At 36.0% G+C, this 13,093-nt stretch carries 12 protein-coding genes; 1 reads left to right on the top strand and 11 read right to left on the bottom strand.

The features are described from left to right. Positions 1 to 107: 107 nt before the first annotated feature. From KORDIASMS9_RS16885 to fabG, 4 genes are all read right to left on the bottom strand, one after another. Positions 108 to 2,024 (bottom strand): VWA domain-containing protein, encoded by a 1,917-nt coding sequence (locus KORDIASMS9_RS16885; protein ID WP_240321074.1) that lies wholly within the window; start codon positions 2,022 to 2,024, stop codon positions 108 to 110. A 123-nt stretch (positions 2,025 to 2,147) separates the two neighbouring features. Next, positions 2,148 to 3,068: a hypothetical protein gene (locus tag KORDIASMS9_RS16880; protein WP_114903963.1), complete on the bottom strand. Its 921-nt coding sequence runs from the start codon at positions 3,066 to 3,068 to the stop codon at positions 2,148 to 2,150. Between the two features lie 57 nt (positions 3,069 to 3,125). Continuing rightward, the gene (locus KORDIASMS9_RS16875) at positions 3,126 to 3,662 is read right to left on the bottom strand and encodes a hypothetical protein (RefSeq protein WP_114903962.1); all 537 of its coding nucleotides are present in this window, start codon (positions 3,660 to 3,662) and stop codon (positions 3,126 to 3,128) included. 21 nt (positions 3,663 to 3,683) lie between these two features. Next, positions 3,684 to 4,430, bottom strand: a complete 747-nt coding sequence (gene fabG / locus KORDIASMS9_RS16870) for a 3-oxoacyl-[acyl-carrier-protein] reductase (protein WP_114903961.1) — start codon at positions 4,428 to 4,430, stop codon at positions 3,684 to 3,686. 244 nt (positions 4,431 to 4,674) lie between these two features. Between fabG and KORDIASMS9_RS16865 the strand changes: the two genes are divergently transcribed. Continuing rightward, positions 4,675 to 6,600, top strand: a complete 1,926-nt coding sequence (locus KORDIASMS9_RS16865) for a S9 family peptidase (RefSeq protein ID WP_114903960.1) — start codon at positions 4,675 to 4,677, stop codon at positions 6,598 to 6,600. 264 nt (positions 6,601 to 6,864) lie between these two features. Here KORDIASMS9_RS16865 and KORDIASMS9_RS16860 read toward each other — a convergent pair whose 3' ends face one another. From KORDIASMS9_RS16860 to lpxD, 7 genes are all read right to left on the bottom strand, one after another. Continuing rightward, positions 6,865 to 7,119 carry a hypothetical protein gene (locus KORDIASMS9_RS16860; protein WP_114903959.1) on the bottom strand — a complete coding sequence of 85 codons (255 nt, stop codon included), beginning with the start codon at positions 7,117 to 7,119 and terminating at the stop codon, positions 6,865 to 6,867. A 128-nt stretch (positions 7,120 to 7,247) separates the two neighbouring features. Continuing rightward, positions 7,248 to 8,120 (bottom strand): succinate--CoA ligase subunit alpha, encoded by an 873-nt coding sequence (sucD, locus tag KORDIASMS9_RS16855; RefSeq protein WP_114903958.1) that lies wholly within the window; start codon positions 8,118 to 8,120, stop codon positions 7,248 to 7,250. A gap of 99 nt (positions 8,121 to 8,219) precedes the next feature. Continuing rightward, positions 8,220 to 9,164: a UDP-3-O-(3-hydroxymyristoyl)glucosamine N-acyltransferase gene (locus KORDIASMS9_RS16850; RefSeq protein WP_114903957.1), complete on the bottom strand. Its 945-nt coding sequence runs from the start codon at positions 9,162 to 9,164 to the stop codon at positions 8,220 to 8,222. 61 nt (positions 9,165 to 9,225) lie between these two features. Continuing rightward, the gene (gene efp, locus KORDIASMS9_RS16845) at positions 9,226 to 9,792 is read right to left on the bottom strand and encodes an elongation factor P (protein ID WP_114903956.1); all 567 of its coding nucleotides are present in this window, start codon (positions 9,790 to 9,792) and stop codon (positions 9,226 to 9,228) included. Between the two features lie 10 nt (positions 9,793 to 9,802). Then, positions 9,803 to 10,588, bottom strand: coding sequence for an acyl-ACP--UDP-N-acetylglucosamine O-acyltransferase (gene lpxA / locus KORDIASMS9_RS16840; RefSeq protein WP_114903955.1), 786 nt, complete (start codon positions 10,586 to 10,588; stop codon positions 9,803 to 9,805). Positions 10,589 to 10,648: 60 nt separating this feature from the next. Then, entirely contained in the window at positions 10,649 to 12,070 is a 1,422-nt protein-coding gene (locus tag KORDIASMS9_RS16835) for a bifunctional UDP-3-O-[3-hydroxymyristoyl] N-acetylglucosamine deacetylase/3-hydroxyacyl-ACP dehydratase (RefSeq protein ID WP_114903954.1), read from the bottom strand. After that, positions 12,063 to 13,091, bottom strand: a complete 1,029-nt coding sequence (gene lpxD, locus KORDIASMS9_RS16830) for a UDP-3-O-(3-hydroxymyristoyl)glucosamine N-acyltransferase (RefSeq protein ID WP_114903953.1) — start codon at positions 13,089 to 13,091, stop codon at positions 12,063 to 12,065. The genes KORDIASMS9_RS16835 and lpxD overlap by 8 nt, the downstream gene beginning before the upstream one ends. Positions 13,092 to 13,093 lie beyond the last annotated feature (2 nt).

Here is a 13,093-nt window from a genome sequence, read left to right as displayed (position 1 = left end):
GAATCAAAAATTCTGTGTCAATGATTGAATGATTTGAGATTGATTTTACTTGTAATTTGAATGCACGAATAGCTTTTATGTACTTGTATTATCTGTATATCACGTTATTAAATCAAGCCAAAGTATTTTCTCAAAAACCACTCTAATGCCAAGAATACTGCTATCAATGCAAGCAAGTATTTCCAATCTATCAAAGATACGACCTTTTCGTTACTTTTCTCAATTGTTTTGAAGCGTTGATCGTTAATTATTTCAGAAATTATGTTTTGAGAATTGTCATTAATATGAAATGCTTTTCCGTTTGTTTTCGCGGCAATCGCTTGTAAACGATTTGTATCAGCGTTTAAGAATTGTTTTTCGATGTCAAATTCTAAGATTTTAAAACTTCCCGATTTGCGGATATTTTTGCCTTCCGCGCGTACTGTAAAATCATACGATGCTGGCGGCAAATTGTTTAAATCGACCGTATAAAAACCTGTGTTTAGCAACATTGGATATGTAGTAGTTTCATCCGTGTCCTTGTTTTTGATAATTGCGGTGAGATTGGCATTCGCATCAAATTCATACGAAGGATTGAAGTATTGTGCTGTGAGTTGAATTTCACGATTTCCATAGTAAAACGATTCGTATCCAACGGTTAAACGTTCTCGTTTTTTATTCGATGCTAGATATTGCACTAATTTCCCTAGAAAGGTGTCAAATTCGATAAAGTTTTCTTGTGCTAAAAAACTGTTGGCGCGCCATTTCCAGATGTTTTCTCCTGCTAAAATTGCAGCACGTTTGTTGTTATCAGTATAGGTTGCCAACAAGGCTGATTTTGTAGAAACACCTGAAATGATTTGCGTTAGAATGATTTCATGGGCTACGTTGAATTCTACTTCGCCAAAAGCATTTTCGAGTGGTGGATAGTCTGAGAAGTCAATATTATCAATTAAGAAGTTGGCATAATTGGGATTGAGTTGTCCTTGTACTTCTTCCCGTTCTTGCAAATCGTCTTTGCGAAAACTGGTTTGGATGTCGTTTAGAAAGTTCCAATCGGTTTGCGTTCCTGTAATGGTAAACGTGTTTTTTTCTAAACGTTGACTGTTTTCATATACTTTTTGAAACTTTGTGTTTGGTTGATACAGAATTACTAACTGATATTCATTGAGTCTGCCAGAAGCTTCATTCGGTTTTAAAATGTCTACTCCGCGCAATTCGTTACTTTCTAAACTTTTCTTGAGTGCGCCTAAATCGGGATGAATGATTTCAGAAACTAACGCAATTTTTACTTTCTGATCAATCACTTCTACGGCGAAATAGCGCGAATTGTTTTGGGTGTTTTTTTCAGCTTCTAAAGGCGTTAACGTAGCACGCAAGGTTTGTACGCCAATTTTGGTTGCCGAAATATTCAAATTCACCACTTTAGAATTGTCTGTTGGCGAAAACGTCAAGGCTTTGCTTGCCAAACGTTTTCCATTTGCGGTCAGCACTAAATTCGTTTGAACCGTTTCATTTCCAGTATACGTCGCAATCACTTCTACAGGAAATTTATTTTTTAGGTATGCGTATTTATTTGCGTTTAACTGATCAATTTTTAAATCCACAAAAGTGGTTGTATCGCCAGCAACAACAGGAAATATCGGTTGTTTTATTTTGGATGATAGAAACTGATAATCGTTTCCATAGGTTTGGTTTCCATCTGTAATGAGAATCGTAGGTGCAATGGCGTCTTTGTAGAGATTATTAAGGTCTTTTAACGCTTTGCTAATGTTTGTTTGCGTTCCTGTAAAGTTGATAGAATCGCTTTCTTCTAATTTTTTTGAGAAAGTATAGGTATCAATCTCAAATTTATCTTGCAATTCTTTGGAGTTTTTTAATTGTCCAACAATTGTCGTGACTTTTTCGTCATAACCCAATTCTGCTATGGAAGAAGAATTGTCCACCGCAATCGTTAAAACAGGTTTTTCCGTGTAGTAACTTTTTTGTTTAAATTTTGGATTGATAATGAGCAATAATAGTGCAAAAACACTTAAAAATCTCAAAAACGAAAAAAGCACTAGTTTTTTAGTGCGTTTTTTCGTTTTGTAATAATAGTGAAATATCGCAACAAGTGCTGATATTATTATTGCGATACAAATGTATGCTATGGTCGTATTAGACAATTGTTAGTTTTTTGATATTTTTTTTGATATTTCTTTTAAGTTCTTAGGCTTGAGATTGTATGACATAGATTTATATTTTGAAAATATAATATCTCCCGTTTTTCCATTGACAATAGAGTATACCTTCACACTTACATTTTGATTGTACATTAAATAGTAAAAATCTTCATTGTTCAGTATTTTATTATTTAATTCTTCATCAGAGATTACTTTGTATGAATACTGGTAATCTTCAAATAGTTTTTCGGGAGTCATTTGTTCATCTTTCTCATCAATTTTATGCGGTGAATAGGAATAAATGAAATTTTCCGAAATGTATAGTGTTTTATTTTTTAGTTCTCCTATTTTTTCTTTATCGATGGAATCATCAAACATATTAAAACTCTCTTTCTTCTCTAAACTACTGTTAATAAACTGAAAGTAGTTTTTAATATATCCAAGTTTGTAATTCATCAAATTTCCAGAAATAGAATCTTTACCTGAAACAATTTGCTGTCTGGATGAGATATCGGGCGTAAAGTATATGGCTGCTACACGATCATCTTTCCATTGAAAAATTCGCTTCCCTTTCTTTACTTTGTCTTTCGTTATTTTTTTTATGACCGAAAAATCTATCACATGATAGGAACTTGTGGAAGCGCCATATTTACCAAATCTAGTAATAGAAAAGCTAATAAATCTAGCGAAAGCTACTCCAGGTTTAAAGATATCATACATATCTTTCTCTTCTATTATTTCATAAGGTGTAAATGTCCAAACTTCGTCTAATAATGTTTTGTAATCAGATCTTGTGTAATTTTTATTATCTTCATTAAAAATAAAATAGGTAGTCGTGTTTTTAAATTTTTCTACAGTTTTTTTACTTAATTTTTTGTGTTTTCCTGCAATGTAAAAATTTCCAATACGGATTTGAGCTGTTGTCATCGTTATAAAGCATAGAAAAAAGCATAACGATAAAAAATTATTCTTCATTATTAATATTTACTTTGTTTTTATAAGTTCAAAAGATTTTAGAAAGCGATAAATACTATCATTATGGTCTTTATCTGCCGTGCAAATTACTTGCGTAATGAACATTGAGTTTTCTACGAGATACGCATTGATGTAAATAAAACCGCCTTCCATTTGAATTTTGATGCTTCTGCCTGGGTATCCATTGAATTTAACAGGATGATCAAAGTTTAAAAAGCCTTTTACATTAGAAACCGCTCCTTTTACAGCTCCATCTAAAACAGAAGCATTATAGTCATCATCTGCATTTTTGAATTGTTCTTCGGGATAGTCTGAGCGAATTACAGAATATACCGCATTGTCATCGCCAGAAGTTGGTGCATACATAATCATGTGCATGTCTAATTCTCCGACAGCTGTTGATACTTTTTGTACTGTTCTTTTTGGTTCAGCAGGATAGTACGCAACAAATTCTAAGTCTTCTGCTTTATACTTTTCCCAATCTTGAGCGTTTACAGCGTTGATTGACAGCAAGAAAACTGTCATTAAAAGAAGTGCTTTTTTCATATTGTTTGTATTAGTGATTTTCTATGTTAACATGCCGCCATCCACATTGAGCACTTGCCCAGTGATGTATGCTGACATATCGCTTGCAAGAAACACACAGGTATTGGCTACATCTTCGGGTGTTCCTCCTCTTTTTAACGGAATTGCGGCTCTCCAACCTTTTACGACATCTTCAGGCAATTTTCCTGTCATTTCTGTTTCTATAAAACCTGGTGCAATCACGTTGCTACGAATATTTCTGGATCCCAATTCCAACGCTACCGATTTTGAAAAACCAATAATTCCTGCTTTGGAAGCGGCGTAATTTGTTTGCCCAGCATTTCCTTTGACTCCAACTACAGAACTCATGTTTATAATAGATCCTTTTCGTTGTTTTAACATGGTGCGTTGTACCGCTTTGGTCATGTTGAAAACGGACTTTAGGTTGACTTCTATTACTTTGTCAAAATCTTCCTCTGAAATACGCATCAACAAATTATCTTTCGTGATTCCTGCATTATTGATTAATACATCAATCGAGCCAAAGTCTTTTAATACTTCTGCGGCTAACTCTTGTGCTTGTTGAAAATCGGCTGCATTGCTTTGATATCCTTTCGCTTTTATGCCTAATCCGTTTAGTTCTTTTTCTAATTCATTGGCAGCTTCTACGGAAGAACTGTATGTAAACGCAACATTTGCGCCATGTGCCGCAAATACTTGTGCTATTCCTTTACCTATTCCTCTACTCGCGCCTGTAATGATGGCTGTTTTGCCTTCTAGTAATTTCATACGTATGTATTGGTTGATTTTATTTGATTCAAATATACTTAGAATAGTTAGGTTTGCAATAGTTCGTTTTAGGATTCTTTATAAAATAATCAAGGGATTCAATGTTATTAATTTCACATTGAATAGGTTATAAATTTATCATAAAAAACTAAGAGTTACCGCTAATTTTATAAAAATGTTTCAAATAGTGTAACAAGACATTCCATTTTTCGTCATATAAGGATATCATACAAAAAACAAAATCATGAGAAAACTACTGCTTTTTTCTTTAGTGATGCTTTTTATGGCATGTACCGAGGAAACCAAAAAACAACCTGAACTTGTAGAAATGAAACCCGCTCCAAAAATTTCTGTTAAAGATTTTTTTAAGAATTCTGAAAAAACATCGTTTAATTTATCTCCAAACGGTGAATATTTGGCCTACTTAGCGCCATATAAAGACCGAATGAACATTCACGTACAAAAAATAGGAAGTGACGACGTTATACGAGTTACTAGCGTTGAAGATCGTGACCTTGCAGGATATTTCTGGGCAAATAACGACCGATTGGTATACGCAAGAGATAAAGGCGGAAATGAAAATTTTCACATTTTTGCCGTAAATAAAGATGGAACCAACGAAAAAGATTTGACACCTTTTGAGGGTGTTCGATGCGAAATTATTGATTCGCTTGATGAAAATGAAGCCGAAATGATTGTTGGATTGAACAAAAGAATTCCACAAGTTTATGATCCGTATCGCTTGAACATCAATACGGGAGCATTGGAAATATTATACGAAAACCCTGGAAATATTACGGGTTGGCAAACTGATCATGATGGAAAATTGCGTTTGGCGTACATGACCAACGGTGTAGATAATACCATATTGTATAGACCAACGGAAGATGCTCCATTTAAAGAAGTAATGACAACAAATTTTAAGCAAACGTTAGCGCCTCAGTATTTTGATTTTGACAATGGAGATGTTGTGTATGCCGTTTCTAACTTAGGAAGAGACAAAGCCGCTGTTGTAAAATACGATTTGAAAGAAAATAAAGAAATTGAAGAAATTTTTATGGATACCGAAGTGGATGTAAGCGGTATTTCATATTCTCCAAAAAGAAAAGTGCCTACTTTCATCAACTATACAAGAGCAAAACTTAACAGAAAGTTTTTAGATAAAGACGCCGAGAATCTTTTTAAGATGTTAGAGGAAAAATTAGGTGCAGACAACACATATTATATCGCATCAAGCAATAAAAGTGAAGACAAATTTTTAATCTATGTTGGAAACGATAAAACACGAGGAACGTATTATTTTTATGATACAACAACAGAAGATTTAAAGCATTTGGCAGATTTAAGTCCTTGGATCAATGCTGAACACATGGCAAGTATGAAACCTATCTCCTACACATCTAGAGATGGCTTAACGATTCACGGATATTTAACCTTACCGGTTGGTGTAAAAGCTGAGAACTTGCCTGTGGTGGTAAATCCGCATGGTGGTCCTTGGGCGCGTGATAATTGGGGATTCAATCCAGAAGTACAGTTTTTAGCAAACAGAGGTTTTGCGGTTTTACAAATGAATTTTAGAGGTTCTACGGGTTATGGAAAGAAGTTTTGGGAAAGTTCTTTTAAGAAATGGGGACAGGAAATGCAAAACGATATTACCGATGGTGTACAATGGCTGATTAAAGAAGGCATTGCTGATAAAGATAGAATCGCGATTTACGGCGGAAGTTACGGTGGTTATGCGACACTAGCAGGAATTACCAACACGCCCGATTTATATGCAGCAGCGGTTGATTACGTAGGTGTTTCAAACTTATTCACGTTTATGGAAACCATTCCTCCATATTGGGAACCTTATAAGAAAATGTTATACGAAATGGTGGGCGATCCAAATACGAAAGATAGCATTATGATGAGACAAAATAGTCCTGTGTTTCATGTAGATAAGATTAAAGCAGCATTATTTGTGGCACAAGGAGCAAACGATCCACGTGTAGTTCAGGCAGAATCTGATCAAATGGTAAAAGCATTGCGTGATAATGGTGTGACTGTCGAATATATGCTGAAAGAAAATGAAGGTCACGGATTTAGAAATGAAGAAAATCGTTTTGATTTTTACAATTCTATGATCACATTTTTAAATGAAAATATGCGTACCAAAGTGAAAGGATAATTTTTTTATTACGGAATATACTAAAAGAAGCTGTCTCAAATTATGAGGCAGCTTCTTTACTTTTTTCATGGTTGTTATTTCATTAGTAAAAGAATTACTAAACAAATAACAAGTTAAAAGTACATGTCTAAGTTTACTTTTAAAAGGAATCGTTCTTTGAATTTATAAATCATAAGCAATAGTTTTACTTATAAGTAATTGTTTTTTAACAATTTAACCTTTTAAAAAACGAAACTTGTCAACTTTTTAGAAAACTAGTGTTACTTAGCAAATTCCAGCACCTGGACAAGAAATTGTTTCTTGGTTGCATGCAAGATTACAGGTTTGTGTGCCTGGTGGATTCGTAGTTCCTCCTCCAGTACAATCATGTGTCGGACACGCTGAGTCATGTGTTGGACAACAAATTCCTGCGTCTGGACATGATTCTGTTTTAAATCCGCCGACAATTCCGTTTTGGATTCCTAATTTAGAAATGGATTTCTTGTTTAATGCTAGACTTTTTAAATTTCTTTTTTTCATGGTAGTTTTATTTATATTAAATTTCTTACTTAATTTACAAATAAAATCTGTAACACAAAAGTATTATCAAAAAAAAGCGCATTATCAATAGTTTGGCAATGCGCTTTGTATATGTATGAGAAATGAACTTACGCCATTACTTCTGCTACTTTCTTTCCAATTTCTGCTGGCGAATCTACTACATGAATTCCACATTCGCGCATAATTCTCTTCTTTGCTTCTGCTGTATCATCAGCTCCCCCAACAATTGCTCCTGCATGTCCCATGGTACGTCCTGCGGGTGCGGTTTCTCCTGCAATAAAACCAACAACTGGCTTTTTGCTTCCGCTTGCTTGGTACCATTTAGCCGCATCTGCTTCTAATTGTCCACCAATTTCACCGATCATTACGACACATTCAGTTTCAGAATCGTTGATTAATAATTCAACCGCTTCTTTTGTGGTAGTTCCAATGATTGGATCTCCACCAATTCCGATCGCAGTCGTAATTCCTAATCCTTGTTTTACTACTTGATCCGCAGCTTCGTATGTCAACGTTCCTGATTTAGAAACAATTCCTACTTTACCTTCTTTAAAAACAAATCCTGGCATGATTCCAACTTTTGCTTCTCCTGGCGTAATGACACCTGGACAGTTAGGCCCTACTAAACGACAGTCTTTATTTTCAATGTATGCAGCAACTTTTGTCATGTCAGCTACAGGAATTCCTTCCGTGATCGTGATGATTACTTTAATTCCCGCATCGGCAGCTTCCATAATCGCATCGGCAGCAAATGCTGGCGGCACAAAAATGATAGTTGTGTCTGCTCCTACTTTTTCCACAGCTTCAGAAACTGTGTTAAAAACGGGTTTGTCAAGGTGTGTTTGTCCACCTTTTCCTGGCGTTACACCACCAACTACGTTAGTTCCGTAGGCAATCATTTGACCTGCATGAAATGTTCCTTCACTTCCTGTAAATCCTTGAACAATTATTTTTGAATCTTTGTTTACTAAAACGCTCATTTGATATTTGTTTTTTGGCTGAACAAAAATAGTTTTTTCTAAAGTATTTGTAAAGTATTTTTTGAGATTTATGTATAAATACTTTTTTAGAGAAATAAACTACTTGTCTTCTAGTTTTTCTATGCGTGCAATCAATTCAGGTATTTGACGAATTGACGCAATTTCTTTGTATTTTTTTCTAAAATCATCTGCAGGAGTTCCGAAGTAGCTTTTTCCACCTTCTAAGCCTTTGCTGACTCCAGATTGTGCCGAAATCACGGTCTTTGCTCCTATGGTGATTCCGCTTGTAATTCCTACTTGTCCCCAAATCGTTACTTCATCTTCGATGACGACACAACCTGCGATTCCTGTTTGTGATGCGATGAGACATTTTTTTCCAATCACAGTATCGTGTCCCACATGTACTTGATTGTCTATTTTTGTGCCTTCTTTGATCGTCGTATCGCCAGTCACACCTTTGTCAATAGTACATGATGCTCCTAAATCTACATGATCTTCTATAACAACTCTTCCGCCAGAGCGTAATTTATCAAAACCTTCGGGACGTTTTTTATAATAGAAAGCATCTGCTCCCAAGACTGTCCCTGAATGAATAGTGACATTGTTTCCGATAACCGTATTGTCATAAATTGCTACGTTTGCGTGAATCAGACAGTCGTCTCCAATGGTTACATTATTTCCAATAAAACAGTTTGGCTGAATCAGTGTGCGTTCTCCGATACGCGCCGATGGTGCAATGGGCGATGACGAGTTTTGAAACGGTCTAAAATGTTTTGTCAACACATTGAAATCTCGAAAAGGATCCTCCGAAATTAAGAGTGCTTTTCCTTCTGGGCAGTCCACTTCTTTGTTGATGAGTACAATTGTTGCTTTCGACTCCAACGCTTTGTCATAATACTTTGGATGATCTACAAAAACGATATCACCAGCTTCTACAACGTGAATTTCATTCATTCCATGCACTGGAAAGGATGCGTCACCCACAAACGATGTGTCAATGATTTCAGCAATTTCTTTTAGTGTGTATAATCTAGGAAATTTCATGTATTCGTGTTAATTTTTACATAAAAAAAGCGCAATGTACATTATTGCGCTTTTTTAATTATTATTCTTTTATACGTTCCATATAGGAACCTTTTTCTGTTTCAATTTTAATTTTGTCACCTTCATTGATGAATAAAGGTACATTTACCCTTGCGCCTGTTTCAACCGTTGCAGGTTTTGTTGCATTGGTTGCGGTGTTTCCTTTGACGCCTGGTTCTGTGTGTGTTACTTCTAAAATAACACTTGCTGGCATGTCTACTGATAATGGCAGACTGTCTTCAGAATTGATCAGAATTTTTACATTTTCACCTTCTTTTAGTAAATCTGGCGCATCTAAGGCAGATTTTTGAAGCGTGATTTGGTTGTAATCAGAAGTGTTCATAAAGTGAAACGTATCTCCATCACTGTATAAGTATTGAAATGTGTGTGTTTCTACACGTACGTCGTCTATTTTGTGTCCCGCAGAAAATGTATTGTCTATCACTTTCCCTGTCGTAACACTTTTTAGTTTTGTGCGCACAAATGCTGGTCCTTTTCCTGGTTTTACGTGTAAAAATTCTATGATTTTAAAGATGTCGTGGTTGTAACGAATGCACAATCCTTTGCGAATATCTGAAGTACTTGCCATGTTTTATTTTTTAATTTGATGTAATGTATCCTTTCATGATTCCTCTGTGTGAGTTTTTGATGAATTGTAATATTTCATCGCGCTCAGTAGTGGCTGCCATTTCTGCTTCAATGATTTCAGCAGCTTGGGTATTGTTGTAATTTTTTTGGTAGAGAATTCTGAAAATGTTTTGAATTTCTCGTATTTTTTCGGTGGTGAATCCGCGTCTGCGCAATCCAACCGAATTGATTCCGACATACGATAATGGTTCACGTGCAGCTTTTACATACGGTGGCACATCTTTTCGCACCAACGATCCGCCTGTAACAAACGCATGATTTCCAATGGAACAAAATTGGTGTACGGCCGTCATTCCCGCAAGGATGACATAATCGCCTACTGTAATATGTCCTGCCAAGGTACTGTTATTCGAAAATATACAGTTATCACCCACAATACAATCGTGTGCAACGTGGCAATACGCCATGATGAGGCAGTTTTTCCCAATTTTGGTTTTCATACGATCTGTAGTTCCTTTGTTAATGGTTACACATTCTCGTATGGTAGTATTGTCTCCTATTTCAGCAATGGTATCTTCTCCTTGGTATTTTAAATCTTGTGGTGGTGCTGAGATTACCGAACCTGGAAAAATATTACAGTTTTTTCCAATTCGTGCTCCTTCCATAATGGTTACGTTGGACCCAATCCAAGTTCCTTCTCCAATGATGACATTGTTGTGAATGGTTGTAAAAGGTTCTACAACAACATTTTTGGCAATTTTTGCACCTGGATGAACGTATGCTAAAGGTTGATTCATCTACTACTTTTTAATTTATATTTTGAAATTGATCGTAAATTACACTTTTTTTTGGAAGTGCTATTTTTTTACAATGTCTTCTTCTTTTTTACGTGCGATTTGTGCCATCAACTCTGCTTCTGCTACGAGTTTTCCATTGGCGTACGCATACGCTTGCATGTGACAAATTCCTCTACGAATTGGCGTGATTAAATCGGCTTTGAATATGAGTGTATCTCCTGGAACTACTTTTTGTTTGAACTTTACTTTGTCAATCTTCATAAAGAAAGTTAAGTAGTTTTCAGGATCTGGCACTGTACTTAATACGAGAATTCCTCCTGTTTGTGCCATGGCTTCTACTTGTAAAACTCCGGGCATTACGGGCGCTCCTGGGAAATGCCCAACGAAAAATGGTTCGTTCATCGTTACATTTTTCACACCAACCACATGACTATCAGATAATTCTAATATTTTGTCGATGAGTAAAAATGGTGGCCTGTGCGGCAACATTGTCATGATTTGATTGATGTCCATTAAGGGCGTTTGATGCAAATCGTAACTTGGTACTTTGTTGCGCTTTTCTATTTTGATAATTTTGGACAGTTTTTTTGCAAATTGTGTATTTACAAAGTGTCCTGGTTTGTTGGCGATGACTTTTCCACGAATGCGCGTTCCTACCAAAGCTAAATCGCCAATAACATCTAGTAATTTGTGACGTGCGGCTTCGTTAGGATGATGCAATGTAAGATTGTCAAGTATTCCATTGGGTTTTACCGCAATGTCATCTTTGCCAAAAGCAACTCGCAGTTTGTCCATCGTTTCTGGAGATAGTTCTTTATCTACGTATACGATCGCATTATTTAAGTCGCCACCTTTGATAAGTCCGTGTTCTAATAACATTTCCAATTCATGTAAGAAACTGAATGTTCTGGAGCTTGCAATGTCTTTTTTGAAGTCAGAAATGTGTTTTAAGGTAGCATTTTGCGTTCCTAATACTTTCGTGCCAAAATCTACCATCGTTGTTACTTGGTATTCATCCGATGGAATGATGGTGATTTCGCTCCCTGTTTCATCGTCAATATAGGAAATGACATCTTTGACAATATATTCTTCGCGTGGTTTTTCTTGTTCCACGATTCCTGCTTCTTCCAAGGATTCTAAAAAGAATTTCGCCGAACCATCCATAATTGGCGGTTCAGAAGCATCTAATTCTATAACTATGTTGTCAATTTCCAATCCTACCAATGCCGCTAAGACATGTTCGCAGGTTTGAATTTTGACGCCGCGCTTTTCTAAAACTGTTCCGCGTTGCGTATTTACTACGTAATTTGCATCTGCTTCAATGATTGGATTTCCTTCGAGATCCACTCTGACAAATGTGTATCCGTGATTTTCTGGTGCAGGCTTAAAGGTTAAGGTAACTTCTTTTCCTGTATGTAATCCGACGCCTTTTAAAGAAACTTCTTTGGCAATGGTCGTTTGTTTAACAATAATTTCACTCATTGTCGTTTATTTTTTTTTCGAGTTGATTGACTGTTTTTGCAAGTTTTGGTAAGTTTTTAAAGTATACATACGATTTATTATAATCGCCGTAATTTAGTGCTGGAGAACCTTGCAGTGTTTCTCCATCTTTTACATTTCGTCCAATTCCAGATTGCGCTTGTATGCGAACATTGTCACCAATGGTTATGTGACCAACGATTCCAACTTGTCCACCGATCATACAGTTTTTCCCTATTTTGGTAGAACCGGCAATTCCTGTTTGTGCCGCAATAACGGTATTTTCTCCAATTTCTACATTGTGTGCAATTTGAATTTGATTGTCGAGCTTTACACCTCTTTTGATCACTGTAGAACCTAAAGTGGCACGATCAATCGTAGTTCCGGCACCAATATCTACATGCGCTTCAAGAATTACATTTCCTGTTTGTGGCACTTTTTGGTATTCTCCTTTTTCATTCGGCGCAAAGCCAAAACCATCTGCGCCCACAATAGCGCCACTGTGAATGACACAATTGTCTCCAATGACTGATTCCGAATATATTTTAGCTCCTGCAAAAATGATCACGTTGTTTCCAATCGTTACATTGTCGCCAATATACGCGTTTGGATATACTTTTACATAATCACCAATTTTTACATTTTCGCCCATGTATGAGAACGCTCCAAAATACAATTCTTCTCCGTACGAAGCAGAATTTGAAATAAACGTCGGTTGTTCTACACCAACTTTATTCATTTTTACTTTGTTGTAATATTCTAGGAGTTTGGAAAATGATTTGTATGCGTCTTCGACTTTGATAAGCGTAGTCGTTAGTTCTTCTTCTACAGTAAAGTCTTTATTTACAATGGTTATGGATGCTTGTGTACTGTAAATGTACTGTGTGTATTTAGGATTTGCTAGGAAAGTTAAAGAACCTTCTGTGCCTTCTTCTATTTTAGAAAGTTTAGATACTTCCGCTTCTGGATTCCCAATAATGTCCCCTTCTAAAATACCTGCTATTTGTGTCGCTGTAAACTTCATTC

The organism is Kordia sp. SMS9 (assembly GCF_003352465.1).
In the GTDB taxonomy this organism is placed as follows: Bacteria; Bacteroidota; Bacteroidia; order Flavobacteriales; family Flavobacteriaceae; genus Kordia.
This window is presented reverse-complemented; position numbering and strand designations above follow the sequence as displayed.

Coding starts and splice junctions, on each gene's coding strand:
- KORDIASMS9_RS16880 (WP_114903963.1), bottom strand. CDS start 3,068: ATGACAACAGCTCAAATCCGTATTGGAAATTTTTACATTGCAGGAAAA.
- KORDIASMS9_RS16875 (WP_114903962.1), bottom strand. CDS start 3,662: ATGAAAAAAGCACTTCTTTTAATGACAGTTTTCTTGCTGTCAATCAAC.
- fabG (WP_114903961.1), bottom strand. CDS start 4,430: ATGAAATTACTAGAAGGCAAAACAGCCATCATTACAGGCGCGAGTAGA.
- KORDIASMS9_RS16865 (WP_114903960.1), top strand. CDS start 4,675: ATGAGAAAACTACTGCTTTTTTCTTTAGTGATGCTTTTTATGGCATGT.
- KORDIASMS9_RS16860 (WP_114903959.1), bottom strand. CDS start 7,119: ATGAAAAAAAGAAATTTAAAAAGTCTAGCATTAAACAAGAAATCCATT.
- sucD (WP_114903958.1), bottom strand. CDS start 8,120: ATGAGCGTTTTAGTAAACAAAGATTCAAAAATAATTGTTCAAGGATTT.
- KORDIASMS9_RS16850 (WP_114903957.1), bottom strand. CDS start 9,164: ATGAAATTTCCTAGATTATACACACTAAAAGAAATTGCTGAAATCATT.
- efp (WP_114903956.1), bottom strand. CDS start 9,792: ATGGCAAGTACTTCAGATATTCGCAAAGGATTGTGCATTCGTTACAAC.
- lpxA (WP_114903955.1), bottom strand. CDS start 10,588: ATGAATCAACCTTTAGCATACGTTCATCCAGGTGCAAAAATTGCCAAA.
- KORDIASMS9_RS16835 (WP_114903954.1), bottom strand. CDS start 12,070: ATGAGTGAAATTATTGTTAAACAAACGACCATTGCCAAAGAAGTTTCT.
- lpxD (WP_114903953.1), bottom strand. CDS start 13,091: ATGAAGTTTACAGCGACACAAATAGCAGGTATTTTAGAAGGGGACATT.